A 25,007-nucleotide genomic window follows, 5' to 3' on the forward strand; every position below is an offset into this window, starting at 1 on the left:
CTACTTCGGCCCCAGCCAGTCCGACGAGCCGATCCTCGGCCTCGATGCCCGCGAACTGAGCATGGTGCTCGGCCTGGCGGTCCTGCTGGTCCTGCTCGGGGTCTACCCGCAGCCAGTGCTGGACATCTCCGCGGCCAGCATTTCGGTGCCATTTGCCGGGCTGGTGCCAGTGGCCGGGCACCGATTGGACGAGATTGAGCGCGACATCACGGCCCGGCTGCGCGGCAAGGCCCATCTGCCGCAAGTCGCGGTGCGCCTGCTTCGCAACCAGAGCGCCAATGTGGCTGTCGTGGGCGAAGTGGCCGAGAGCACCCGCATGCCGTTGACGCCGAAGGGCGAACGGGTTCTCGACGCGATTGCGGCAGCCGGCGGAACCAAAGCACCTTCCGACAAGGTCACCATCCAGGTCAGCCGCGGCGGGCAGGTCTATGCCATGCCCATGTCTGCGGTGATCCGCGACCCAAGCCAGAACGTCGTGTTGCAACAGGGGGACGTCGTCACGGCCCTGTTCCAGCCCTACAGCTTCACCGCGCTCGGCGCTTCAGGCAAGAATGAGGAAGTAAATTTCGAGGCTACCGGCATCACCCTCGCCCAGGCCATGGGCCGCGTGGGCGGCCTTCAGGATGGCCGCGCCGATGCCAAGGGCGTTTTCCTTTTCCGTTGGGAAGACCCGGCACTGGTCCCCAACCACGGCGCGGACGTCGCGCCAGGACCAGATGGCCGGATTCCGGTTATCTATCGGGTCGACCTGAAGGATCCAGCCACTTATTTTGCGATGCAGCAGTTCGCTGTCCACAACAAGGACGTGCTCTACGTATCCAACAATCCGGTTGCCGAAGTCCAGCGGATCATCGGCCTGTTCGCATCGACAGTCCTGCCCCTTGTCGCGATCGACAATGCGGTGAGTACAAACTGATCGGAGCATGAGGAGCAGCGGATTGGCCCGTGCCGTACGACAATTGCAGCCGCGCCTCGTGGAAAAGCCTTGGGGTCGCGAAGCCTTGCCACCCCTCTTCGGACCGACCGGCGGGACACCGATCGGCGAAATCTGGTTTGAGGACGAAGCCAGCCTGTCGCTGCTCGTCAAATATATCTTCACCAGCGAACGGCTTTCAATCCAAGTCCATCCCGACGATGCGGCCGCCCGCGCATCGGGTTTGCCCCGGGGCAAGGAGGAAATCTGGTATATTCTCGATTGCGAGCCGGGCGCGACTTTGGGAATCGGCCTCAAACGGCCGACGACGCCGCAGGATTTTCGTCTCGCCGCGCTGGACGGCTCGATCGAGGACATGATCGACTGGAAGGCTGTACAGCCGGGCGACTGTTATTTCATCCCGGCCGGAACCGTTCATGCCATTGGCGCCGGCATCGTGCTGGCCGAAATCCAGCAGAATGCCGATATCACCTATCGGCTATACGATTATGGGCGACCGCGCGAACTGCACCTCGACCAAGGACTATCGGTCAGCCTCCTCGAACCCTATCGGCGGCCGGTCATCCACGCGCCGATCGGAACGAAAGAAACGACGCTCACACCGGACGGTGCCCCATTTACACTGACGCTGTGCCATTGGGACATCGGCGCAATGACGTTGCCGGCAACTGATCAGCTATGGTTCACGCCGCTTGACGGACATGGTACCATCAATGGCGCAAACTGGAGCAAGGGTGAATGCTGGTTGCTCGATGGCCAATGCCTGATCGAAGCGCTGGCGCCCACATCCGCCTTGCTCGCAACATCGACCCGGATCTAGCGTCACCTGAAGGCCCCATCGCGCCAGCCTGAGAAGCCCCGCGCGATCTGCGGATCAGACAAGCGCGCCACCCCTGATCCTCTCCACCACGGTCTTCACATCCTGAGACCTGTCGCGTGGCATCACCAAGACGCCCTTTGCCGTCGACACGACCACGGAATCGCGCAGCCCGATCATCGCGACTGGCGGCCCGCCGTCAACATAGATCAGGTTGCCGACACCATCGACGCTGACCACGCCGCCCTTCATGCTGTTGCCATCGCCATCCCGGTCGCGGATCGCCCAGAGCGCATCCCAGGAGCCGACATCGGACCACCCCATATCGACCGGCACAACGGCGGCACGATCCGTTTTCTCCATCACTCCGACGTCGATCGATATGTCGGGGCTTGCGCCAAAAGCCGTTTCATCCGGAAGGATGAAGCCATCCTCCTGACGCGATGCTGCCATGGCGTGACCTGACGAAGCTGCCACCGCAGGCGCATAACGCTCCAGTTCGTCGAGCAACACCCCCGCGCTGAACAGGAAGATGCCACCATTCCAGTAGTGCCGCCCCCCGGCCAGATAGGCTTCAGCCTGGGCACGCGGCGGTTTTTCGACGAACTGGGCGACCGTATGAACCACGCCATCGGCGTCGAGAGCATCTCCCTTGGCAATATAGCCATAGCCGGTTTCAGGATAATGGGGCTGAATACCAAAAGTGACGAGACGTCCATCTCGCGCGGCCGGGGCAGCGGCAGCGATCGCTGCATGGAAAGCAGGCACGTCTGCAATGACATGGTCGGAAGGCATGACCAGCATCAGCGCTTGGCGATCTTGCTTGGCAATCCAGTTGGCGGCAAGAGCGATGGCTGGCGCGGTGTTGCGGCCCATCGGTTCCAATATGACGGCCGCAGGCATATGGTTCAGCGCGGCTACCTGTTCCCGAACCAGTGCCCCATGGCTAGCGCTCGAAACGACCAGCGCCGGCTCGAAACCGGGCACCCCCAAAGTGCGCAACAATGTTTCCTGCATCATGGAACGATCGGTCACAAGCGGGATGAACTGCTTGGGACACTCGGGCCGCGAAAGAGGCCATAAGCGCGTACCGGACCCACCCGACAAGATGACCGGATAGATGGGCCCATGAGAAGAGATGACGGAAATGGCTGATGGTCCCTGACAATTGACTGAGGCATTATCGGCATGTCGATGCGACCGGCAGTCGATACGACATGTCAACTCAACCATTTATGACTGTCTATTCGGGCAAATGATCCGATGCAATCCGATGTGGCAAGGCGCCGACTTTTTTGCGCCCCGCGCCAATCGACAAAAGGGGTTGTTCGCCCCCGGTCGCTGCGGATATGCCCCTGCGAGCATCGCCCGATCAAGGCATTGCGGACTTGGGGGTGTGAATGGATTGGTTACATGCGGTCGCCGGACTGTTCGTCGGCGTCATGGTGGGCATGACCGGCGTGGGCGGCGGATCGTTAATGGCGCCGATCCTGATCCTCCTTTTTGGCGTCTCACCGACTACCGCGGTTGGCACCGACCTTTGGTTCGCGGCCATCACCAAGTCGGTGGGCGGCTTCGTCCATCACAGGCATGGCGGCGCGCACGGCGGTCCCGACTATGAAGTGATTCGGCGTCTCTGCCTTGGCAGCCTGCCTGCCGCCATCATCGTTGTGATCCTGCTCGCCCAGATCGACGCCCACCAGATCAAAAGCGGCCTGATCATGTCGGCCCTGGGCATCGTGTTGATCCTGACCGCCTTCGCCACCCTCTTCCGCAACCGCTTTCACCATTGGGCCGTCCACGCCCGCACTGATACGGCAAGTAACTTTCTGCGCTATCAGACCGGGCTGACCGTGGCAGCCGGCGCCCTCCTGGGAACGATGGTGACGCTGACGTCCGTCGGGGCGGGCGCGTTGGGCGCAACCCTGTTGCTCGCGCTCTATCCGCTGCGGATGCGGCTGCAACGGTTGATCGCCACCGATATCGTCCATGCCGTGCCGCTGACATTGGTGGCGGGCATAGGGCATTTGTGGATCGGCAATTTCAACCTGATCCTGCTGCTCAACCTGCTGATCGGATCTGTCCCCGGCATCATATTGGGGTCGATGCTGGCATCGAAAGTGCCGGAACGCGTGTTGCAGCCCTTGCTCGCAACAGTGCTGCTCGTCGCAGGATGGCGCCTGATCGGCTGACCACGCGCTACCCGATGTCCCACTGGCCGCTGCCATATTGTCGGCGGCTCAACCCATCGCATGGCATTCGGCAATTAACCTCCCATATGGGAGGTTTTCGATCCATTGCTTGATGGCATGGGATTGCGCACAGAAATTGCGAGGATTGATTGGTGGACGCAAAGACTCTGACCCATTTGGAGCGACTCGAAGCCGAGAGCATCCACATCCTGCGGGAAGTGGTGTCGGAAGCGGAAAAGCCGGTGATGCTCTATTCCGTCGGCAAGGACAGCGCGGTGATGCTGCATCTCGCGCGGAAGGCCTTCTATCCCTCGCCGCCACCCTTCCCGCTTCTGCATGTCGACACGACCTGGAAGTTTCAGGAAATGTACAAGCTGCGCGACCGGATGGCGCAGGAAAGCGGCATGGAACTGCTGGTCTACCAGAATCCCGAGGCGCAAGAGCGCGGCATCAATCCGTTCGATCATGGCCCGCTGCACACTGACATGTGGAAGACGGAGGGCTTGAAGCAGGCACTCAACCTCTACGGTTTCGACGCGGCTTTCGGCGGTGCGCGCCGCGACGAGGAAAAGAGCCGGGCGAAGGAACGCATCTTTTCCTTCCGCACCGCCAGCCACGGCTGGGATCCCAAGAACCAGCGGCCCGAGCTGTGGAACCTCTACAATGCCCGCAAGAACAAGGGCGAAAGCATCCGCGTCTTCCCGATCAGCAACTGGACCGAGCTGGATATCTGGCAATATATTCACCTCAACAATGTTCCGATCGTGCCGCTCTATTTCGCCGACAAGCGTCCGACCGTGGAGCGGGACGGCATGTTGCTGATGGTCGATGACGAACGCTTTCCGCTGAAACCCGGCGAGGAGCCGGTGATGCGCTCGATCCGTTTCCGCACGCTGGGCTGCTATCCGCTGACCGGCGCGGTGGAGAGCGAGGCGAAGACGCTGCCGGAGGTGATCCAGGAAACGCTGCTCACCACCACGTCGGAACGCCAGGGCCGCGCCATCGACAAGGATGCGGGCGGCGCCGGCATGGAGAAGAAGAAGCAGGAAGGCTATTTTTGACGCGCCACGTCATCCGCGCAGCGGGTGACGAAGTGTCAACCCCAGCGCAGGCTGGGGCCTCGTGCCTCTCCGGCAGCCCCTCCCCAAGATCACAACGATCCCAGCCTTCGCTGGGATGACGGGACAGACAACATGACCGATATTGCTGAACCCATCTACAAGACCGATGCCTTGATCGCCGAAGATATCGACCAGTATCTCAAGGTGCATGAGCACAAGACGATGCTGCGCTTCATCACCTGCGGCAGCGTCGACGACGGCAAGTCCACGCTGATCGGCCGCCTGCTTTACGACAGCAAGATGATCTTCGAGGATCAACTCGCGGCGCTGGAGGCCGACAGCAAGAAGGTCGGCACGCAGGGGCAGGAAATCGACTTCGCCCTGCTGGTCGACGGCCTCGCCGCCGAGCGCGAACAGGGCATCACGATCGATGTCGCCTATCGCTTCTTCGCGACCGAAAAGCGCAAGTTCATAGTCGCCGACACGCCCGGCCATGAACAATATACGCGCAATATGGTGACGGGCGCGTCGACCGCCGACCTCGCCGTCATCCTGATCGATGCGCGCAAGGGCGTGCTGACGCAGACGCGGCGCCACTCCTATCTGGCTCACCTGATCGGCATCAAGAATATCGTGCTGGCCATCAACAAGATGGACCTCGTCGACTATGACCAGGCCGCCTATGACGCGATCCTCAAGGATTATAGCGAGTTCGCCCAGTCGATCGGCATCAAGGCCTTCACGCCGATCCCGATCTCCGGATTCAAGGGCGACAATATCACCGGCCCGTCGGCCAATACGCCCTGGTACAGGGGACCGGCGCTGATCGAGCATCTGGAGACGGTCGAGGTCAACAGCGCGACCGACGCGGAAAAGCCCTTCCGCATGCCTGTGCAGTGGGTCAATCGCCCCAATCTCGACTTCCGTGGCTTTTCGGGCCTGATCGCCACCGGCACGGTGAAGCCGGGCGACACCGTCCGCGTACTGCCTTCGGGCAAGACCAGCACGATCACGCGGATAGTGACGCTTGGTAGCGATCTGGAACAGGCGGTGGCCGGCCAGTCGGTGACGCTTTGCTTCGCCGACGAGATCGACTGTTCGCGCGGTGACGTCATCGCGCTCGCCGACAATCCGCCGCAGGCCGCTGACCAGTTCGAGGCGACCATCGTCTGGATGGCGGATGACGAAATGCTGCCTGGCCGCTCCTATTGGCTCAAGATCGGCACGCAGACCGTAACCGCCACCATCCAGCAGCCTAAATATCAGGTCAACGTCAACACGATGGAGCATCTGGCGGCGAAAACGCTGGAACTCAATGCCATCGGCGTCGCCAACCTGTCGACCGACAAACAGATCGTGTTCGAGCCCTATGAGCAGAACCGGGCACTCGGCGGCTTCATCCTGATCGACAAGATCACCAACGCTACCGTGGCGGCAGGCATGCTGCACTTCTCGCTGCGGCGCGCGCAGAATGTCCACTGGCAGGCGACCGACGTCAGCCGCGACTTCCATGCGGGCCTCAAGAACCAGAAGCCCGCTGTGCTATGGTTCACGGGCCTCTCGGGTGCGGGCAAATCGACCATCGCCAACCTTGTCGAGAAGAAGCTGGCGCGGATGAACCGCCACACCTTCCTGCTCGACGGTGACAATGTCCGGCATGGCCTGAACAAGGATCTGGGCTTCACCGACGCCGATCGGGTGGAGAATATCCGACGCGTGGGCGAGGTCGCCAAGCTGATGACCGATGCGGGCCTGATCGTCATCACCGCCTTCATATCGCCCTTCCGTTCGGAACGCGACATGGTGCGACAGATGATGCAGCCGGGCGAGTTCATCGAAGTGCATATCGACACGCCGCTGGCCGATGCGGAAGCGCGCGACGTCAAGGGTCTCTACAAGAAGGCGCGGTCGGGTGAGCTGAAGAATTTCACCGGCATCGATAGCCCTTATGAGGCGCCGCACGATCCCGAAATCCACATCGACACGACCAGCCTGACCGCCGAAGAAGCGGCAGACGCCATCGTCGCAAGGATCATCCCATGAGCGAAGCCCAGATAGACATCACGACGATGACCGACGCCGACCTCGCCGCCCATCTCGCCGAGGTGGCGGGGCGCTTACTGCTCGACGTCCGCGCATCCGGCCTGTTCAGCGCCAAGGCGCTGGGCAAGGCAGGCGACCAGACCGCCAACCAGTTCCTCTGCCACGCCCTGCGCGAAGTGCGACCGGAGGACGGGCTGCTCTCCGAGGAGGAGAAGGACAATCCCGCACGGCTCGACCAGAGCCGGGTATGGATCGTCGATCCGGTAGACGGCACGCGCGAATATGGCGAAGCACGCGCCGACTGGGCCGTCCATGTCGGCATGGCGATCGACGGAACGCCGGCGATCGGCGCGGTGGCGCTTCCGGGGCTGGAGGGCGGCACCGTGCTGCGCTCCGATCAGCTGCGCGCTGTGCCGCCCGCACCCGCAAAGCTGCGCATGGTGGTCAGCCGTACCCGTCCTGCCGCCGAGGCGGTCGCGGTGGCGGACGCGCTGGACGCCGAGCTGGTGCCCATGGGGTCGGCCGGCGCCAAGGCGATGGCCGTGATCCTGGGCCAGGCAGACATCTACCTCCATTCGGGCGGCCAATATGAGTGGGACAGCATGGCGCCGGCCGCCGTCGCACTCGCCCATGGCCTTCATGCGAGCCGGATCGACGGCAGTCCGCTGGTCTACAACCAGAGCGACGTCTACCTGCCCGACCTGCTCATCTGCCGGAAAGAGCATGCCGATCGCGTACTCGGCCTGATCGCCGGGCTGGCGAAGGACGCCGCCTGACAGTCATGCGGCCGGGGGATTTTCGATCACCCGGCCAGCAGGCGGCCGGCCAAATCCGCCCAACCCGCCGATACGCGGTCCATCCCGAAGCGATCGATCCGGTCGCCGGGACGGATGCGGGTGGCCGGATCGACCTGCGCGGCCATTGCCAGCGCTATCGCGCGCGGGTCCGCCGGATCGACCAGCAGGCCATGGCGCCCATCGTCCAGCAGTTGCGCCGCATTGCCCGCACTGATCGAGGCGATGCAGGGCGCATCGACCGCCATCGCCTCCAGCAGGACATTGGCCGACCCTTCCCACCAGGACGGCAGCACGAAAGCATCACACCGGGCAAGCCAGGGGAAGACATTGTCGACCGTGCCTGGCAAGGCCACATGCTGCGCCATGCCCAGCTGGTGGGCCTGTGCCATCAGCGCCGCGCGCGCGTTGTCCCGGCTTTCGCCCAATATGATGAGGCGCGCCGGCCTTTCCTGCCGCAACAGCGCGAAGGCGCGTAGCAGGGTACCGAAATTCTTCTGCGGCGCGAGCCGGCCGATGGCGAGCAGGACCGGCACATCATCGACGAACCAGGGATGCGGTATATCTGTACCGATCCGCTGTCGCGCGGCGGTCGCGTCGATCCCATTGGCGATGACGCTCACCCGCTCCGCCCGCGCCGCTCGGACGAAGGCAGGCGCGTCCGTCAGGGTCGGCGACACCAGCACCAGATGCGCGGCATCGGCTGCGATGACTCGCATCATGGCGCGGCGGATCGAGCGGGAGAGGCTAAGTGACGGTGCGCCGGGAATGCGTCGAACGATATCGTTGCTGATGCGATAGACCCGGTGCAATCCGGGCACGCCACGGCTGCCGGCCCAGACCACGCCATGACCGTGATTGCCGGCCGAGATCAGCATTGCGGGCTTCTGACGCCGCAGGTGGCGGCGAAGCGCCAGCGCGGCCTGCCCCTTTTCCAGCAGACGCGACCGGCGCGCATTGGGCAGCAATATATGATGTGAAACGCCCGACACGCCCTCCCCGCCGGGCAAGGCCGTGACCAGTTGCACCCGGTGCCCCTGCGCGGCGAGATCGGCTGCGATCAGCCGGGCATTGCGCACCACGCCCGTTGCAACCAGCGCATGGACATAGACGCAGATCAACGGCCGCGCCGGTCCCATTCCACCACCCGCGCCGTGCGCCAGCATTCGGTCGAAAGCCGGGCCAGATGATGCCGATAGAGCATGCCGAGCCGCATATCCGCCAGCCCCTGCCCGGTCACAAGCTGGAGGATGTCGGTGCCAGGGTTCCAGTTCCCCTCGATCAGCACCGGCCCGTCGCCGGTCAACCCCACGTCCCAGCCGATCACCGTGAACTCCGCAAAGGCCAGATGCGCGCGGGCCGCCAGCGCCAGCGCCTCGACCAGATCGGGTACGGGCGTTCCGACGATCGCCGCACCCGTTGCGGGATGGCGATCATTCGCCACCGGGCGTCCCCCGCCGCCCAGCCAGCCAGTCAGGCAACGCCCTTGGTCGTCCACCCCTAGCACCAGATTGCCGGCGTTGAAATTGTCGACCGGCCGCACCCCGCCCGCCGACAGGCGCAGCGCCAGACCGCAGGCTTCCGGAACACCCGCTTCATTCAGGCAGGTGACGACCCGCAAGGTCGGCAACGCGCCGGGCGACAATGACTCCAGCACATGGTGCGTCGGCAGCCGGCGCTGGATCACGCCGCCCGCCTGGCACAGCGCCCGCAACCGGGCCAGCAACCTCGCGTCGGCGATCGCACCGTCTATGCCGTACCAACCGGCCTCACCACGCTGGAACCGCTCCACACCCTGCCCCTTCGACCGGAAGCTGGGTTTGGCGATGATGTCGGTTTCTCCCGCCAGCCAGTGTTCCAGATCGTGGCGCGCCGGATCGCAGGACGCGGCGACCGGCAACCCGGCCGCTTGCGCCACCTCGGCAAAGAGCTGCTTGTTCTTGAGCGGATTGGCGGCGAAGGGGAAGGCGCCCTGATTGAGCAACCTGTGCATCCCCTTGCGATCGCGCATCGACAGGCCGGCCTGCCGCACGGCGTCGGGCAGCAATTGCCGTTCCGACGAAGACCATCCCCCCTGTCCCGTTCTGGCCAGCAATTGCGCCAACGCACGCGCGCCACACGGCCAGTGCCGCCGCAACCCGGCATGATAGGCGGCGAGCAGGCTGTTGTCGTCCCGGCGCGGGACTGCGCGGATGGTGAGCAAGCGCTACTCCGCGGCCTGCAACAGAGCGGCGCGCTGTTCGAGCACCTGCGTCGCGACACCGCGCGTGCGCGCATTGTCGACGTCGATCGCGATCGCGCCGTCCGACAGGATCACCGGCGCGATCGTCATGTGGAAACGGCGCGAGAAACGCTCGAACGTCGCCGCCAGCGTGCCGAGGCCAAAGCGGAAGCGGATGAGGTTGGTGAGGCCGAAGGCGCCGACGATGCGCAGCGGATGCTTCACGAACTGCCCGCCGGTACGAAAGGTTTCCGCCGTCGCCAGCGCCGCGCGGTCCTTCATCCAGTAGGTGTTGCAGTTGGAATAGCTGTCTTCGGAAAACCGGTAGAATTTCCGCTGCCCTTCAGAATGCGCCGCCAGCACGGATTCGCGCCGAGTGAAAGCCACGGCCGCGTCCGCACACTGCGCCATGCAGCCGTCCAGCATTTCGGCAATGGCGGACGGGGTCAGCAGCACATTGTCGGCGGTGGTGATGAGCAGCGGGAAGGCGGCGCCCTCCGCCGCTGCCAGCACCGAATCCACCAGATTGAGTCGGGCGGCGACCGGCACCAGCCGTCCGGTCGTTATCAACCCGCGCAGTTGCGCCAACCCCTCCAGCACCGCCGGTTCCTCGATCGCGACGCGGATTTCGCCGATCCGGTCGCTCGCCGCCAGCGCATCGATCACATGAACGAGCATCGGCTGGCCCGCGACCGGCACCAGGCATTTATGCGTGACGCCCGCCTCCAGCGCGAGCGGATCGGTGGCACCGTCGCGCTTGCCGGCCAGCACCAGCGCTGTCGTCAGAGCGCCCATGTCAGGCCGCGACCCGCAGCGGCGCCTCGGTCAACATTCCCTGCCGCTCCAGGCTGTGGCCGATGATGGTTTCGACCAGGGTCTGGTGATCGACGCCGATCGAGCGGGCCGAGCGCGAGATGGTCTTCTTCGACCAGAGGTTGCAGGACAGGTTTACTTCCATGAACTGCACCGCGCCGCTCACCGGGTCATAGCGAAACTCGAAGCGGCCATAATCGAACGGCCAGAGTTCGGGGAGCAGCCGGCGGGTCATGTCTTCCAGTTGCGTTAGCAGCGCGCGATCCTCGACCAGCACCAGCGGATCGTCGCCGGCGTCGATCAGGCCGCGCTTTTCCTCATGGCTGCGCGCGCGATGCGGATCGGCGGGCACATACATCATCGGCGGCAATATCCAGGGCTGGCCGCCGCTGCCTCCCACCACAGGGACGGCGATGTCGAGTAGCGGCGCCCAGGCCTCGACCAGCGCGTCATGCCCCTCGCCATGCAGATAGTCGATCTGCGCCTGCGCCTGCGCCCAGCTGTCGACCATGGCGAGGCCCCAGGAGGCGGAGGAGGCATTGGGCTTCACCACCAGCCGCTCGGCGCGGAAGGCGGGTTCGGCGGGCAAGCCGCCGCGGCGGAAAATCTGCGCGTCCATGGTCGGCACACCATGCGCGCGAGCGATCAGCTTGCTTAGATATTTGTCGTCCGACACGCCGCGCAGGATCGGGCTGGCGCCCATGTGCGGCACGTCGCGCCAGTTGAGCAGCAGCGGCGCCATCATCTCGCTATTCTGGAAGCCACCGCGATTGAGGAGCGTGACGACGAAATCGACGTCCGGCCGTTCGAACAACGATTCATAGCTGTTAGCGACCCGGATATTGAAGCCGATATCCTCCAGCGTCGTGCGCATCTCATGATGATAGATGGCATGATTGCCGTCCACCACGTCAGGCGCGCCCGTCGCCCGCGCATGTTTGGCAAGGAAGAGGACGCGCAGCCGGGCCTTGTCGGCCGGGGAGATGCGTACGCAGCGGTCGATATGGGTCAGCATGCGGGCCTTTTGCCCGATGCGCGTGACATGTCCTTGACCGGGGGATGACGCCGCCACGACGGGATGACGGCATCGTCATGACGATGCTGTTACGGGAAAATGTCAGCCGGCGGTGATCGCCAACGCCACGCCCTCCGCCACCTTGATGCCGTCGATCGCGGCGGACAATATGCCCCCGGCATAGCCGGCGCCCTCCCCGGCCGGATAAAGGCCCGCGACGTTGAGACTCTGGAAATCCTTGCCGCGCGTGATGCGCAGCGGGGAGGATGTGCGGGTTTCGACGCCTGTCATTACCGCATCTGGGTGGTCGTAATTGGCCAGTTGGCGACCGAAGACGGGCAGCGCCTCACGGAACGCCTCGATCACGAAGCCGGGCAGGCATTGCGACAGGTCGGTGGGCGCCACGCCCGGCTTGTAGGAGGGCGTGACGGAACCCAGCGCGGTGGAGGGACGACCGGCCAGGAAATCGCCAACTGTCTGACCTGGCGCCCAATAGGAGGAACCGCCCGCCATATAGGCCAGGCTTTCCCAGTGGCGCTGGAAGTCGATGCCGGCGAGCGGTCCGCCGGGATAGTCGCGCTCCGGGTCGATGCCGACCACCAGTCCGGAATTGGCGTTGAATTCGGCGCGGCTATATTGGCTCATGCCGTTGGTGACGACGCGGCCTTCCTCTGACGTGGCAGCGACCACGCGGCCGCCGGGGCACATGCAGAAGCTGTAGACGGTACGGCCATTGTCGCAATGATGGGCAAGGCTGTAGGCTGCCGCGCCGAGGTCCGGATGCCCCGCACAATTGCCGTAACGCGCGCGATCAACCCAGCTTTGCGGATGCTCGATCCGTACGCCGATCGAAAAGGGCTTGGCCTCCATATGGACGCCGCGACGATGGAGCATTTCGAAGGTCGGGCGGGCGCTGTGGCCGACCGCCAGGACGACATGGTCCGTCTCGATCACGCTGCCGTCATGGAGGAGGAGACCGCGCAACTGCTGCGTGCCGTCGCCCTGCCGATCCAGCACCAGATCGTCGACCCGGTGCTGCCAGCGATATTCGCCGCCCAGCGATTCGATCTGCCTGCGCATCGCCTCCACCATCGAGACGAGGCGGAAAGTGCCGATATGGGGATGCGCTTCCCACAGAATGTCATCGGGCGCGCCGGCAGCGACGAATTCCTCCAGAACCTTGCGGCCCAGGAAACGGGGATCCTTCACCCGGCAATAGAGCTTGCCATCGGAGAAGGTACCCGCCCCGCCCTCACCGAACTGGACGTTGGAATCGGGGTTGAGTTCGCCGCGCCGCCACAGGCCCCAGGTGTCCTTGGTCCGTTCGCGCACCACCTTGCCGCGATCGAGGATGATCGGCTTGAAGCCCATTTGCGCGAGGATGAGGCCGGCGAACAGGCCGCATGGCCCAGCGCCGATCACCACCGGCCGCTTGCCCTGCCAGCCTTCGGGAACATGGGCCACGAACTTGTAGCTGGTGTCCGGGGTCGGGCGGACATCATGATCGGCGGCGAAGCGATCCAACACGGCGGCTTCGTCGGTCACATCGACATCGACGGTATAGACCAGCTGGATCGCATTCTTGCGCCGCGCGTCGTTGCCGCGCCGGACGACGCTGTGGCTGCGCAGTTCCTGCGGTTCGAGGCCAAGGCGCTCGCAAATGGCGACGGGCATCGCCTCGGCCGGGTGGTCGAGGGGCAGTTTCAGGCCGGAAAGACGGATCATCGCCGCCCCATAGTCCTTCCCGGCCCGAAAGGGAACTATGCCCGCTTCAACCGCCCGACCAGCCATTCGCCCGCGAGCGCCGCAACCATGCTGAGGCCGGTCAGCGGGAAGAGCAGGCCCAGCGCCAGCATCAGTCCCGCGATCATGCGCTGCACGCCGGGCGGTGCGGGCGGCGGGCTGGCGAAGCGGCGTTTCCACCAGAGGATGGGCGCTGTGAGGCAGAGAGCCAGCAGGCACAGGCAGCCCGCCAGCATGAGCAGCCGGTTGGCTTCGCCATATTGCTGGCCCTGATGAGTGGCGACGCCCCATTCGACCGACTTCGCGCCGATGCCGAACTGACGCCAGTCCATGTCCTGCAAGACAGCGCCGGTGCCCGCGTCGATGGCGATGGCGCGGGCGGCGTCGGCACGGGTCGTGACGGCCGTAACCAGATAGGGCGCGCCGGGACTCGCAGGCAAAAACAGCTGGTAGCCGGAGGCAAAACCATGGCGCGCCGCGATGCGGGCGACGGCATCGACGCCGATGTCGCCGGGGCCGCCGGCGGGCGCGCCCTGCTCCCGCAAAGTCCAGGGCAGCGCCTGCTTCACAGGGGTCGCCCAGGGATTGACCTTCATCGGTGGGCGACCGACGCCCCTGGCCGCAACGACCGCACGCAGCCCACCGCCCCAGACGTTGGTCCAGGGCATGCCGGTGATGGCAAGGAACAGGATGACCCCGGCCGACAGGAAACCCAGCGTGCCATGGACATCGCGCCAGAACAGGCGTCCTCCTGCCCGGCCCCGGATAGCCAGCGCCGGCTGCCCGCGCCGGGGCCAGCGCAGGTAGAGGCCGGTGACGCAGAGCAGGATCGCCCAGCCCGCCACGACCTCCACCAGCCGGTTGCCGACCGGCCCGGTCAAGGCAAGACTGTGGAGGTCGCGCACCGTCTGCATCACGCCGCCGTCGGTCATGTGGCCGAGGATGAGACCGCTTTTCGCGTCAACGAAATAGACAATCTCGCGGCCGTTTCTCGTATCCGTGGTGACACGCCAACTTTCGTCGGGCGCTGATGGATGGAGGAGCTGGATCACCCTGGCCTTCGCAGATTGTTCCGTTATCGAAATGATATGCGCGGGCGCCAGTGTGGGCCGGTCCTCTGTCGACATGACGTGCACCGGATAGAGCAGCGCCTCGATCTCCGACTTGTAGAGATAGAGCGCGCCCGTCACCGCCATCAGCGCCAACACGGGAAGGACGATGAGGCCCGCGTAGAAATGCCAGCGCCACATCGCCCGATAGACATCGGCCTGTTTCATCGCCGTCTCCATCAGAAATGCGCGCGGACGCCGGCGTAGAAGGCGCGGCGTTCGACCGGGTAGAAGCTGGCGCTGCCTTCATCGGCGGCGGTGGCGGGGTTGTCGGGCGTGTAGCGGACCAGCGCGCTGATATCGCCGATCGCCCGCTTGCCGGTTAGGTTACGGGCATCGAGGAAGAGGGTAACACCGTCGCGCAATTGCGCCTGCGCGGCGAGGTTGAGCAGGGCGTAGCTACCGACGCGCTTTGTGTTGGCATAGTCGACCCATGCGCCCTGCGGCAGCCATTCGACTGCCGGGGAAATGCTGAACCGGTCCGTGCCGAGCGCCAGTTCGGCGCGGTAGAAATGGCGCGGGATGACCGGCAGGCGGTTGTCGCCGAACTGCACATCGTCGCGGAACCGGAAATCGCTATACTGATAGACCTGCCGCAGCATCGCCCAGGGCGCCAGGGTCAGGTCCAGACCTGCCTCGATACCCTGATGGCGCGTGCGGTCGGCGTTGAAGGTCGCGGCGGGGATGGTCCCGGCGACGACGCTATATTGCAGCATCTCACCCTCTATGCTGGCGCGATAGAGGCTGATGTCCCAGGCCGCGCTGCCCAGCCGGCCGCGCGTGCCGACTTCCGCCGTCCACGCCTTTTGCAGGCCGACGGGCGTGAAACCGGGGGAGCCGTCGGTAGGCGTCTGGCTGAGTTCGCCGAAACCGGGCATTTCGACCGAGCGGCTGTAATTGGCGTAGACTTGCAGCGTTTCGGCCGGTTGGTAGAGCAGACCGAATTTGGGCGCGAAGCTGTCAAAATCCGCGTCGCCGCTGCGGGCGGGAATGAAGCGGCTGGCGATCTTCCGCTCGCCATGGCTGTAGAGGCCGCCGCCGATCAGCCAGAGGTTCGGCACGGGCGCGATACGAAATTCGCCATAGCTGTTGATCGTCTGCGCCGTCTGGCGGGCGTTGGCGGTGATCGCTCCGCGACGGCCAGCGACATTGACGAATTGCCGCGCCTCGACCTCGCCGAAGCGCGCCTGACTGCCGATCGCCAGTTCGAACGGCATGCCGCCCAGATCGCCCGCCAGGTCGAGGCTGGCAAAAAGGCCGCGATCCTCCGACTTCTGGTCGATCACCTGATAGATGGGGTGGAAAAGGCTCTTGGCATTATAGAAGAGACCGAAGGCGAGGCTGCCTGAGCCAAGGTCCACGGTGGTGCGGTTCTGGAGGCGAAGCGAATCGATGTCGCGCGCCTGATCGCCGGTAAAGTTGCCTTTGGCTGGATTTTTGAGCGAGTCCTTTTCGCTCAGGGCACCCGCCAGATGCTGGCGGATCGTCTGCGCGCCGGCATAGAAGCGCGTTTCGACCCGGTCGGACAGGTGCAAACCGACATTGGCGTTGAAGCGCAGCGCCTTGCGGTCGCCATGCGCGCGATCGCCATCGGATCGATCGCCCGCGACAGCGACATAGGCATCTCCATCATCATCGGCATGGCCATAGGCGATTTTGCCGCGCTGGGTATCGAAGCTGCCGCCATCGACGCGCAATTCCAATCCTGGCGCGCTGCGCCCGGTCGGCGTCACGGCGTTGATCGCGCCGCCCAGGGTCGAGCCGCCGTAACGCAGGGCGTTGGCGCCGCGATACACCTCCAGATGCTGGAAGAACTGCGGGTCCAGCTCCTGGAAATCGCCATTGTCGTCGGCGGCGTTGATGGGGATGCCGTCCTGCAACAAGGTCAGGCCGCGCATATGATAGCCGCGCGACAGGCCCGAGCCGCGGATCGATATGCGGACCTCCTGACCGAAACGCGGCTGAGTGTAAACGCCAGGCGAGAAGGCCAGCGCGTCGCGAAGCGAAACAGCGAGCCTGTTCTCAAACTCGTCCGCCGCGACGACATCGACGCCACCGGGCGTTTTCTGGATGCGGGCAGCAACTTCCCCAACGACGGGGCTGGCGGTGACGATGATCGCGCTCTGTTCGCACTCGTCGGCGAAGGCTGGAGCGGCGGACAGGATGAGGGCGCACAGCGGCAGGCTGCGCACGGCATGAATGGGACGCATGAATCCGGTGACTTTCTGAAATAGCATAACGAAGCACGCGCCAATGAGGCACGGCCGGACGTTGAATTTCAGGAAATCGCGGGTGGCCCCAAGGCAGGCGGCGGCGGCGCGGCAAGGCGGGCGATCAAGCCTGTCTTGAGCGCGAAGGCGATGGGACCGAAGGCCAGTTGCCATGCGGGAAGCGGCAGGTCGGCCAGCACCAGTGGCGGTATGACCGGCTGGACCGAGGCGGCAAAGGGGCAATGCTGCTGCCCCGCCATCCCGTCATCGGTCCGGTGATCGCGCCGATCGGGCGCCATGCCGCGATCGACCACCACATTGACCGGCCCGGTCCCGGTGCAGAGCGTGACGACCACGCCCCGCTCGGTTCGCACCGGCATGAAACCTGATGGTGCGACAAGCTGGATGGCGAGGACGAGCAGCGCCAGCGCGGCCAGTAGACCGCGCGCGCCTTCATTCTGTCTGATCGCCCCCATCATGTCCTTGCCGTAGCGGCTTGGCCCCTGCCTGTCACTGAGGCAAAAGGACCATGGGAGCAGGCTGGGACTCTTCTTCCACTAACCTTGACGTAAACGTAAAGCAAGGCTACATTGGCAATATGGACAAGCGCAGCAGCATCGCCGGCATCGAACTGCCCGACCATAGCGAACGGCAGAGCTACACGATCACCGATCTTTCGGAGGAATTCGGCGTCACCGCGCGGGCGCTTCGCTTCTACGAGGATGAAGGCCTGATCTCGCCCGAGCGGCAAGGTCTGGCCCGCATCTATTCGCGCCGTGACCGCGCCCGCCTCGCCTGGATCCTGCGGGGCAAGCGAGTTGGCTTCAGCCTCACCGAAATCCGCGAGATGATCGATCTCTACGACGCGGACGAGGGCCATGAGGAACAGCGTCGCGTCACCGTCGACAAGTGCAAGGCGCGGATCGATCTGCTGACGCGGCAGAAGGACGATATCGACGCCGCCATCGCCGAACTGGCGAGCTTCGTCGCGACCATCGAAGCAAACTGAACCTTCCCCTTCCGGGGCCACAATATTTGTCAGGAGAAGATCATGCCCAGCTATGCCGCCCCCATTCGTGACACCCGTTTCGTGCTGGACCATGTCGTCGGGCTGGATCGCTATACCAACCTGCCCGGCTTCGAAAACGCGACCCCCGACCTTGTCGAGGCGATTCTGACCGAAGGTGGCAAGCTGGCGGCGGAAATACTTTTCCCGCTGAACGCTGTGGGCGACAAGGAAGGCTGCACCCGCAACCCGGACGGCAGCGTGACGACGCCGACGGGCTTCAAGCAGGCGTTCGACGCCTATGTCGAGGGCGGCTGGACAACGCTGCACGGCCCGACCGAATATGGTGGCCAGGGCCTGCCGAATGTCGTCGCTGCGGCGGTGGGCGAATATGTTCTGTCGTCCAACCACAGTTTCGAAATGTATCATGGCCTGACCAGCGGCGCCGTTTCCGCCCTGCTTGCCAAGGGTAGCGACGAGCTGAAGCAGAAATATGTCCCCAACATGGTGTCGGGCAAATGGACCGGCACGATGAACCTGACGGAGCCGCATGCAGGCACCGACCTCGGCCTCATCAAGACCAAGGCCACGCCCAATGCCGATGGCAGCTACGCCATCAGCGGCACCAAGATCTTCATTTCCGCTGGCGAACACGACCTGTCGGAAAACATCATTCACCTGGTCCTGGCCAAGACGCCAGGCGCGCCGGACAGCAGCAAGGGCATTTCGCTGTTCGTCGTGCCGAAGTTCCTCGTCAATGAGGACGACTCGCTGGGCGACCGCAATGCCGTGTCCTGCGGTTCGCTGGAGCACAAGATGGGCATTCACGGCAATGCGACCTGCGTCATGAACTATGACGGCGCGACCGGCTGGATCGTGGGCGAGGAGAATAAGGGCCTTGCCGCCATGTTCATCATGATGAACGCCGCACGCATGTGGGTCGGCATGCAGGGTCTGGGACAGGCCGAGATCGCCTATCAGAATGCGGTTCACTATGCCCATGACCGCCGCCAAGGCCGCGCCCTGACCGGCCCCAAGGAGCCGGACGAAAAGGCCGACACGCTGTTCGTCCATCCCGATGTGCGCCGCATGCTGATGGAGGCCAAGGCGTTGACCGAAGGACTGCGCGCGCTGATGCTGTGGGGCGCCTTGCAGGTCGACCTCGCCCATCAGGCCGCGACCGAGGAAGAGCGGCAGGCGGCCGACGATCTGGTCCAGTTGCTGACGCCGGTGCTCAAGGGCTATGGCACGGACAAGGGCTTCGACGTCGCGGTTATGGCGCAGCAGGTGTTTGGCGGCCATGGTTATATCTGGGAAAATGGCGTCGAGCAGTATGTCCGGGACGCGCGCATCGCGCAGATCTATGAAGGCACCAATGGCGTGCAGGCGATGGATCTGGTCGGCCGCAAGTTGCCGATGAACGGCGGCCGTGCACTTCAGGGCTTCCTGAAGATGGTCGGTGACGAAGTCGCCGCCGCGAAGGACAATGAGAAGCTGGCCGGCATTGCCGACGCGCTGGAAAAGGCCAGCGGCCAGCTCGGCGCAGCGACCATGTGGCTGATGCAGAATGCCATGAAGAACCCCGATCATGCCGGCGCCGGTGCGCATCACTACATGCACATCCTTGGCATCGTCGCGACGGGCCTGATGTGGCTGCGTATGGCGAAGGCCGCCACCGCGCTGATCGAGGCGGGCGACGGGGATGCCAAATATCTGGAAGCCAAGCTGGTGACGGCGCGCTTTTTCGCCGAACGGATCATGCCGGATGCGGGATCGCTGCGCCGCAAGATTGAGGGCGGCGCCGATGCGCTGATGGCGCTCGATCCGGATATGTTCCTGGCCGCCTGATCAGGCAACCGAAACGATCATGCAAGGGGCGGCCTCCGGAAGGATGGCCGCCCTTTCTGCATGTATCAGGCTGCGAGCGGCAGCTGTTCGTCGACCGGAACCAGAGCCGGGTCGATCGTCACGTCGTCGGCGACGGGCGCCTTTGTCTTGTTCAGCGCGGCGATGTAGCGCTCGGCCGAAACGACGTCACGGCGATAGGCGAAATAGAGCGACAGCAGGGAAAACATATTCAAGCCTCGACAGGAAATTTGCTGCGTTGCAGCATCGCAGCCCATCTGCGCTTCCTGGACCGACTTCGCAAATGCAATGAAATCAAACACGATTGCAGGAAATGTATCCTCCCTCTGAGCGCGCATGGTGCGGAGGGGCCAGGGCAACGTGCGGATGGCGGGATGGCGGGATGGCGGGATGGCGGGATGGCGACCGTCCTTTTCTTTCGAGCCTCATTTTGGAAGAGGAAATGCGCTTCGACAGGCTCAGGGCGAACGGAAGTTGCGGGCAGCCCGCCGCCAAACCACCTTGCCCAACCGCCCGATCCTCGCCGGATAAGCGCCCATAGCCTAGCAATCGATCGCCTCCGCCATTAGGCATCCTCATATGAGCAATCCGTCGAACGACGTCGGCATCCAGTCGGCATCCTCCCGCACCTTGGGCCTGGCCGCCTGCATCGCGCTCGTCATGGGCAACATGATCGGGTCGGGCGTGTTCCTGCTGCCCGCGTCGCTTGCGCCCTTCGGCTGGGATGCGGTTGCGGGATGGGTGTTCACCATCGCAGGATCGCTGGTGCTGGCCTTCGTCATCGCGCGACTGACGGTCGCGATGCCCGACGCAAACGCATCGCAGATGATCGCGCGCGCCTATGGGCCGTTGGCAGGCTTCGCGATCGGATGGATCTACTGGATTTCGATCATCATCACCAACGTCACCATCGCGGTGGCGGCGACGGCCAACCTCAGCAGCATCATACCGTCATTGGCGGAACCGGGGGTCGGCGCGATCTGCTCCATCGCCTTCCTCTGGGCAATGACCGGCATCAACCTGATTGGCGCACGGGCAGCGGGCATGACGCAGATCGCCACCACCTGCGTCAAGCTGATCCCGATCATCGTCGTGCTTGTACTGCTGGCGCTGATCCTGGGCAGCGGCCGGGCGGAGGTCGCACCCTTTCCCGCGCAGGGCCTGACCGGCGCGGGCATCACCGCGTCGGCGGCGCTTACCCTTTGGGCGCTGCTCGGCTTCGAATCCGCCAGCGTCGCTGCCGACAAGGTGCGCGATCCCGCCCGGACGATCCCGCGCGCGACACTGATCGGCACGGCGGCGACCGGGCTCGTCTATCTGATCGTCTGCTCCGGTATCGCGCTGACCCTGCCCGCGGCGGAAACCCAGACCGGATCGCCCTTCGGTGCCTTCGTCAGCCATTATTGGTCGTCCGGTCCCGCCGGCTTCATCGCGATCTTCGTGGTCGTAAGCTGCCTCGGCGCGCTCAATGGCTGGACGCTGCTCCAGGGCGAGGTGCCGCTGGCGATGGCGCGGGCAGGCGAGTTACCGCGCTGGCTGGCGACTACCGATGCCAGGGGAACGCCCTGGCGTGGGCTGATCCTGTCGACCGTGCTGGCCAGCCTGATGCTGGTGGCGAACAGTTTGCAAGGGCTGGTGTCGCTGTTCACGGCGATGGCGCTGCTGGCGACATCCGCAACGCTGTGGCTCTATGTCGGCTGTGCGCTGGCCAGCCTGCGATTCCGGCTGGTGATGCCGGCGGCAATCATCGGACTTGGCTATGCGCTCTGGACGCTGTGGGGCGCGGGCGTGGTGGCGAGCGGGTCTAGCATCCTGCTGATGCTGGCGGGCCTGCCCTTCTACTGGTGGGCGCGGCGGGGGCGAATGAATAACCCATGATCCGTTCGTTTCGAGCGCAGTCGAGAAACATGTCGTATTGCACTTGCGCTTCTCGACTTCGCTCGAAGCGAACGGAGGTTTGATTTGGGGAGGACTTAATCCCCCCACAATTCCTTGAGCTTGGAGAAGAAGCCCGTCGATTGCGGGCACTCCTCGCCGGTTTCCGTCTCGCGGAAGGCTTCCAGCAGTTCCTTCTGCTTGGCGCTGAGCTTGGTCGGGGTCTCGACATCGACCTGGATGACGAGGTCGCCCTGCCCGCGCCCGTTCAGCACCGGCATGCCGGCGCCGCGCTGGCGGATCTGCTTGCCCGACTGGATGCCGCTCGGGATCTTGATTTCATGCCGCGAGCCGTCGAGACCCGGCACTTCGATCACGCCGCCGAGCGCAGCCGTGGTGATGCTGACCGGTGCGCGGCAGAACAGCGTCGTGCCGTCGCGTTCGAAGATCGTGTGGCGCTTCACATGCAGGAAGATATAGAGGTCGCCCGCGGGCGCACCCCGCGCGCCGGCCTCGCCCTCGCCCGACAGGCGGATGCGGGTGCCTTCGTCAACGCCGGCCGGAATATTGACCGACAGCGTCTTGGGCTTGTCGACGCGGCCTTCGCCCCGGCAGGAGCGGCAGGGGCTTTCGATCACCTGGCCCGCGCCATGGCAGGACGGACAGGTGCGCTCGACCACGAAAAAGCCCTGCTGCGCACGGACCTGGCCATGGCCGCCGCAGGTGCCGCAGCTCTTGACCCCGGTGCCGGGCTGCGCGCCCGACCCGTCGCAGCTCTCGCAGGCGGCCGACACCTCGATCTGGATTTCGGTCTGTTTGCCATGATAGGCCTCGTCCAGCGAGATTTCCATATCATAGCGCAGGTCCGCGCCGCGGCGCTGTTGCTGGCGACCACCGCCGCCACCGCCGAACCCCGCCTGGCCGAAGATCGTCTCGAAAATATCGCCCAGGTCGGAAAAGCCGCCCGCGCCGCCACGGAAACCACCACCGCCGCCGCCGCCCGACTGGGCGTTGGTATAGGCCGCATGGCCATAACGGTCATAGGCCGCGCGCTTTTGCGGATCCTTCAGGCATTCATAGGCTTCGGATACGGCCTTGAACTTGGCTTCGCTGTCGGTGCAGCCCCCGGTCTTGTCCGGGTGATATTTCATCGCCAGTTTGCGATAGGCGCTCTTGATGGCCGAGCCATCGGCGGTGCGCTCGATTTCGAGCAGTTCGTAATAATCAACTTCGGTAGTCATATCGCCCCCGGCGCGCACGGTCCCCGGCTTCGCCCCGAACGGTCGCGCTGGTCAAGGACCATGCCGTCCGCGCGGAGCGAAGTCGAGAAGCGTTTCATCGGGCTTACGCCTTGTTGTCGTCCACTTCCGAGAATTCGGCATCGACGACATCGTCGTCGGCCTTGGGCGCGTCATCGCCCGGAGCAGCAGCCGAAGCCTGCTCCTTCTCGTAGATCGCCTGGCCGAGCTTCATCGCGACCGTGGCGAGTTCCTGCGCCTTGGTCTTCATCGCTTCGGCGTCGCCGCTTTCGATCGCGCTCTTGGTCGCGGCGATCGCGGTCTCGATCTCGCCCTTCAGCGATGCGTCGATCTTGTCGCCATGTTCGACCAGCTGCGCCTCGGTGGTGTGGACCAGGCTTTCGGCATTGTTCTTGGCTTCGGCCGCTTCACGACGCTTCTTGTCCTCTTCGGCGAAGCGCTCGGCATCCTTGACCATCTGGTCGATGTCGGAATCGCTGAGGCCGCCGGAGGCCTGGATGCGGATCTGCTGTTCCTTGCCGGTGCCCTTGTCCTTGGCGGACACGTTGACGAGGCCGTTGGCGTCGATGTCGAACGTGACTTCGATCTGCGGCACGCCGCGCGGTGCGGGCGGGATGCCGACGAGGTCGAACTGGCCGAGGATCTTGTTGTCCGCCGCCATTTCACGCTCGCCCTGGAACACGCGGATCGTCACCGCCTGCTGATTGTCGTCGGCGGTCGAATAGACCTGCGACTTCTTGGCGGGGATGGTCGTGTTACGGTCGATCATGCGGGTGAACACGCCGCCCAGCGTCTCGATGCCCAGCGACAGCGGGGTCACGTCGAGCAGCAGCACGTCCTTGACGTCGCCCTGCAACACGCCGGCCTGAATGGCGGCGCCCATGGCAACGACTTCGTCCGGGTTCACGCCGGTGTGCGGTTCCTTGCCGAAAAATTCCTTCACGGCTTCGCGCACCTTGGGCATGCGGGTCATGCCGCCGACGAGGACGACTTCGCTGATCTCGCTCGCCGAAACACCCGCGTCGGCCATCGCCTTCTTGCAGGGTTCCATCGTGCGCTTGATCAGGTCGGCGACCAGACGCTCCAGATCGGCGCGCGTGATCGTCTTCACCAGATGCTTGGGACCATTCTGGTCGGCGGTGATGAAGGGCAGGTTAACTTCGGTCGTCTGCGCGCTGGACAGCTCGATCTTCGCCTTTTCAGCGGCTTCCTTCAGACGCTGGAGCGCCAGCTTGTCCTTGGTGAGGTCGATGCTTTCCGCCTTCTTGAAGTCGGCCGCCAGATATTCCACCAGCTTGGCGTCGAAGTCTTCGCCGCCCAGGAAGGTGTCGCCGTTGGTCGACTTCACTTCGAACACGCCGTCGCCGATTTCGAGGATCGAAATGTCGAACGTGCCGCCGCCAAGGTCATAGACGGCAATGGTCTTGCCGTCCTGCTTGTCCAGCCCGTAAGCAAGGGCCGCCGCGGTCGGCTCGTTGATGATGCGCAGCACTTCGAGGCCCGCGATCTGGCCGGCGTCCTTGGTCGCCTGACGCTGGGCGTCGTTGAAGTAGGCGGGAACGGTGATGACCGCCTGCGTGACGGTTTCGCCGAGATAGCTTTCAGCCGTTTCCTTCATCTTCTGAAGGATGAAGGCGCTGATCTGCGACGGGCTGTAATCCTCGCCACCGGCCTTGACCCAGGCGTCGCCGTTGGGACCCTTTGAAATGTCATAGGGGACGAGTTCCATGTCCTTCTTGGTCATGGGATCGTCGAAGCGGCGGCCGATCAGGCGCTTCACCGCGAAGATCGTGTTGTCGGGGTTGGTCACCGCCTGGCGCTTGGCCGGCTGACCGATCAGACGTTCGCCATCCTTGGCGAAGGCGACGATCGACGGGGTGGTGCGGGCCCCTTCCGCATTCTCGATCACCTTGGGCTTGCCGCCGTCCATCACAGCGATGCAGCTGTTGGTGGTGCCAAGGTCAATACCGATTACTTTTGCCATCTCTTCCTCTTGTAACCCCAAAATACTCAGCGGTTGTCGGCCCCATACCTCACTAAAGCGCCAAG

The 25,007-nt window shown here is 64.3% G+C and carries 21 protein-coding genes; 9 read left to right on the plus strand and 12 right to left on the minus strand.

The genetic code is table 11. The features are described from left to right. Together VMR39_RS15995 and VMR39_RS16000 are read left to right on the plus strand one after the other, a co-directional pair. Window positions 1–916: polysaccharide biosynthesis/export family protein (locus VMR39_RS15995; protein ID WP_325416932.1), on the plus strand; the 916-nt coding region annotated here is incomplete at its 5' end. A gap of 22 nt (window positions 917–938) precedes the next feature. Continuing rightward, the gene (locus VMR39_RS16000; protein ID WP_325416933.1) at window positions 939–1,754 is read left to right on the plus strand and encodes a class I mannose-6-phosphate isomerase; all 816 of its coding nucleotides are present in this window, start codon (window positions 939–941) and stop codon (window positions 1,752–1,754) included. Between the two features lie 54 nt (window positions 1,755–1,808). Here the strand turns inward: VMR39_RS16000 and VMR39_RS16005 are convergent, their stop codons facing one another. Beyond that, window positions 1,809–2,900 (minus strand): mannose-1-phosphate guanylyltransferase/mannose-6-phosphate isomerase, encoded by a 1,092-nt coding sequence (locus VMR39_RS16005; RefSeq protein WP_325417103.1) that lies wholly within the window; start codon window positions 2,898–2,900, stop codon window positions 1,809–1,811. 251 nt (window positions 2,901–3,151) lie between these two features. Between VMR39_RS16005 and VMR39_RS16010 the strand changes: the two genes are divergently transcribed. The 4 genes from VMR39_RS16010 (at window position 3,152) to VMR39_RS16025 (ending at window position 7,823) form a co-directional block, all read left to right on the plus strand. Beyond that, window positions 3,152–3,943: a sulfite exporter TauE/SafE family protein gene (locus VMR39_RS16010; protein ID WP_325416934.1), complete on the plus strand. Its 792-nt coding sequence runs from the start codon at window positions 3,152–3,154 to the stop codon at window positions 3,941–3,943. Window positions 3,944–4,092: 149 nt separating this feature from the next. Then, window positions 4,093–5,004 carry a sulfate adenylyltransferase subunit CysD gene (gene cysD, locus VMR39_RS16015; RefSeq protein WP_325416935.1) on the plus strand — a complete coding sequence of 304 codons (912 nt, stop codon included), beginning with the start codon at window positions 4,093–4,095 and terminating at the stop codon, window positions 5,002–5,004. Window positions 5,005–5,136: 132 nt separating this feature from the next. After that, window positions 5,137–7,047 carry a sulfate adenylyltransferase subunit CysN gene (gene cysN, locus VMR39_RS16020; RefSeq protein WP_325416936.1) on the plus strand — a complete coding sequence of 637 codons (1,911 nt, stop codon included), beginning with the start codon at window positions 5,137–5,139 and terminating at the stop codon, window positions 7,045–7,047. 26 nt (window positions 7,048–7,073) lie between these two features. Then, the gene (locus tag VMR39_RS16025; RefSeq protein WP_325417105.1) at window positions 7,074–7,823 is read left to right on the plus strand and encodes a 3'(2'),5'-bisphosphate nucleotidase CysQ; all 750 of its coding nucleotides are present in this window, start codon (window positions 7,074–7,076) and stop codon (window positions 7,821–7,823) included. Window positions 7,824–7,849: 26 nt separating this feature from the next. Here the strand turns inward: VMR39_RS16025 and VMR39_RS16030 are convergent, their stop codons facing one another. The 8 genes from VMR39_RS16030 to VMR39_RS16065 all read right to left on the minus strand — a co-directional run bounded on the left by VMR39_RS16030 (window position 7,850) and on the right by VMR39_RS16065 (window position 17,431). Continuing rightward, entirely contained in the window at window positions 7,850–9,007 is a 1,158-nt protein-coding gene (locus tag VMR39_RS16030; RefSeq protein ID WP_325416937.1) for a glycosyltransferase, read from the minus strand. After that, the gene (locus tag VMR39_RS16035; RefSeq protein ID WP_325416938.1) at window positions 8,959–10,044 is read right to left on the minus strand and encodes a sugar-transfer associated ATP-grasp domain-containing protein; all 1,086 of its coding nucleotides are present in this window, start codon (window positions 10,042–10,044) and stop codon (window positions 8,959–8,961) included. Before VMR39_RS16035 ends, VMR39_RS16030 begins: the two co-directional genes overlap by 49 nt. Before the next feature lie 3 nt (window positions 10,045–10,047). Beyond that, window positions 10,048–10,857 carry an NTP transferase domain-containing protein gene (locus VMR39_RS16040; RefSeq protein ID WP_325416939.1) on the minus strand — a complete coding sequence of 270 codons (810 nt, stop codon included), beginning with the start codon at window positions 10,855–10,857 and terminating at the stop codon, window positions 10,048–10,050. A 1-nt stretch (window position 10,858) separates the two neighbouring features. Next, a complete protein-coding gene (locus VMR39_RS16045; protein WP_325416940.1) occupies window positions 10,859–11,890 on the minus strand; it encodes a phosphoribosylglycinamide synthetase in 1,032 nt (343 codons plus the stop codon). A gap of 102 nt (window positions 11,891–11,992) precedes the next feature. Next, window positions 11,993–13,615, minus strand: coding sequence for an NAD(P)/FAD-dependent oxidoreductase (locus tag VMR39_RS16050; protein ID WP_325416941.1), 1,623 nt, complete (start codon window positions 13,613–13,615; stop codon window positions 11,993–11,995). Between the two features lie 35 nt (window positions 13,616–13,650). Next, on the minus strand, window positions 13,651–14,910 hold the full coding sequence (locus VMR39_RS16055) for a PepSY domain-containing protein (RefSeq protein WP_325416942.1): 1,260 nt from the start codon (window positions 14,908–14,910) through the stop codon (window positions 13,651–13,653). Window positions 14,911–14,921: 11 nt separating this feature from the next. After that, window positions 14,922–16,952: a TonB-dependent receptor gene (locus tag VMR39_RS16060; protein WP_325416943.1), complete on the minus strand. Its 2,031-nt coding sequence runs from the start codon at window positions 16,950–16,952 to the stop codon at window positions 14,922–14,924. 68 nt (window positions 16,953–17,020) lie between these two features. Next, a complete protein-coding gene (locus tag VMR39_RS16065; protein ID WP_325416944.1) occupies window positions 17,021–17,431 on the minus strand; it encodes a DUF2946 family protein in 411 nt (136 codons plus the stop codon). A gap of 119 nt (window positions 17,432–17,550) precedes the next feature. On the opposite strand from VMR39_RS16065, the gene VMR39_RS16070 reads away from it, so the two are divergent. Then, window positions 17,551–17,961 carry a MerR family DNA-binding transcriptional regulator gene (locus VMR39_RS16070; protein WP_325416945.1) on the plus strand — a complete coding sequence of 137 codons (411 nt, stop codon included), beginning with the start codon at window positions 17,551–17,553 and terminating at the stop codon, window positions 17,959–17,961. Window positions 17,962–18,003: 42 nt separating this feature from the next. Then, the gene (locus VMR39_RS16075; protein ID WP_325416946.1) at window positions 18,004–19,806 is read left to right on the plus strand and encodes an acyl-CoA dehydrogenase C-terminal domain-containing protein; all 1,803 of its coding nucleotides are present in this window, start codon (window positions 18,004–18,006) and stop codon (window positions 19,804–19,806) included. A gap of 65 nt (window positions 19,807–19,871) precedes the next feature. Here the strand turns inward: VMR39_RS16075 and VMR39_RS16080 are convergent, their stop codons facing one another. Continuing rightward, window positions 19,872–20,033: a hypothetical protein gene (locus VMR39_RS16080; protein WP_325416947.1), complete on the minus strand. Its 162-nt coding sequence runs from the start codon at window positions 20,031–20,033 to the stop codon at window positions 19,872–19,874. A 370-nt stretch (window positions 20,034–20,403) separates the two neighbouring features. Between VMR39_RS16080 and VMR39_RS16085 the strand changes: the two genes are divergently transcribed. Next, window positions 20,404–21,702: an amino acid permease gene (locus VMR39_RS16085; protein WP_325416948.1), complete on the plus strand. Its 1,299-nt coding sequence runs from the start codon at window positions 20,404–20,406 to the stop codon at window positions 21,700–21,702. Between the two features lie 95 nt (window positions 21,703–21,797). On the opposite strand, the gene dnaJ is transcribed toward VMR39_RS16085, so the two are convergent. Further along, entirely contained in the window at window positions 21,798–22,940 is a 1,143-nt protein-coding gene (gene dnaJ, locus VMR39_RS16090; RefSeq protein WP_325416949.1) for a molecular chaperone DnaJ, read from the minus strand. 103 nt (window positions 22,941–23,043) lie between these two features. Then, a complete protein-coding gene (gene dnaK / locus VMR39_RS16095; protein ID WP_325416950.1) occupies window positions 23,044–24,942 on the minus strand; it encodes a molecular chaperone DnaK in 1,899 nt (632 codons plus the stop codon). Window positions 24,943–25,007: the final 65 nt, after the last annotated feature.

It is taken from the genome of Sphingobium sp. (assembly GCF_035511395.1).
Classification (GTDB): domain Bacteria; phylum Pseudomonadota; class Alphaproteobacteria; order Sphingomonadales; family Sphingomonadaceae; genus Sphingobium.

What these genes read in the sequence shown, in the direction of transcription:
- VMR39_RS16010 (WP_325416934.1), top strand. Translation starts at nt 3,152, where the DNA reads ATGGATTGGTTACATGCGGTCGCCGGACTGTTCGTCGGCGTCATGGTG.
- cysN (WP_325416936.1), top strand. Translation starts at nt 5,137, where the DNA reads ATGACCGATATTGCTGAACCCATCTACAAGACCGATGCCTTGATCGCC.
- VMR39_RS16025 (WP_325417105.1), top strand. Translation starts at nt 7,074, where the DNA reads ATGACCGACGCCGACCTCGCCGCCCATCTCGCCGAGGTGGCGGGGCGC.
- VMR39_RS16030 (WP_325416937.1), bottom strand. Translation starts at nt 9,007, where the DNA reads ATGCTGGCGCACGGCGCGGGTGGTGGAATGGGACCGGCGCGGCCGTTG.
- VMR39_RS16040 (WP_325416939.1), bottom strand. Translation starts at nt 10,857, where the DNA reads ATGGGCGCTCTGACGACAGCGCTGGTGCTGGCCGGCAAGCGCGACGGT.
- VMR39_RS16045 (WP_325416940.1), bottom strand. Translation starts at nt 11,890, where the DNA reads ATGCTGACCCATATCGACCGCTGCGTACGCATCTCCCCGGCCGACAAG.
- VMR39_RS16050 (WP_325416941.1), bottom strand. Translation starts at nt 13,615, where the DNA reads ATGATCCGTCTTTCCGGCCTGAAACTGCCCCTCGACCACCCGGCCGAG.
- VMR39_RS16055 (WP_325416942.1), bottom strand. Translation starts at nt 14,910, where the DNA reads ATGAAACAGGCCGATGTCTATCGGGCGATGTGGCGCTGGCATTTCTAC.
- VMR39_RS16060 (WP_325416943.1), bottom strand. Translation starts at nt 16,952, where the DNA reads ATGCGTCCCATTCATGCCGTGCGCAGCCTGCCGCTGTGCGCCCTCATC.
- VMR39_RS16065 (WP_325416944.1), bottom strand. Translation starts at nt 17,431, where the DNA reads ATGATGGGGGCGATCAGACAGAATGAAGGCGCGCGCGGTCTACTGGCC.
- VMR39_RS16070 (WP_325416945.1), top strand. Translation starts at nt 17,551, where the DNA reads ATGGACAAGCGCAGCAGCATCGCCGGCATCGAACTGCCCGACCATAGC.
- VMR39_RS16075 (WP_325416946.1), top strand. Translation starts at nt 18,004, where the DNA reads ATGCCCAGCTATGCCGCCCCCATTCGTGACACCCGTTTCGTGCTGGAC.
- VMR39_RS16080 (WP_325416947.1), bottom strand. Translation starts at nt 20,033, where the DNA reads ATGTTTTCCCTGCTGTCGCTCTATTTCGCCTATCGCCGTGACGTCGTT.
- VMR39_RS16085 (WP_325416948.1), top strand. Translation starts at nt 20,404, where the DNA reads ATGAGCAATCCGTCGAACGACGTCGGCATCCAGTCGGCATCCTCCCGC.
- dnaJ (WP_325416949.1), bottom strand. Translation starts at nt 22,940, where the DNA reads ATGACTACCGAAGTTGATTATTACGAACTGCTCGAAATCGAGCGCACC.
- dnaK (WP_325416950.1), bottom strand. Translation starts at nt 24,942, where the DNA reads ATGGCAAAAGTAATCGGTATTGACCTTGGCACCACCAACAGCTGCATC.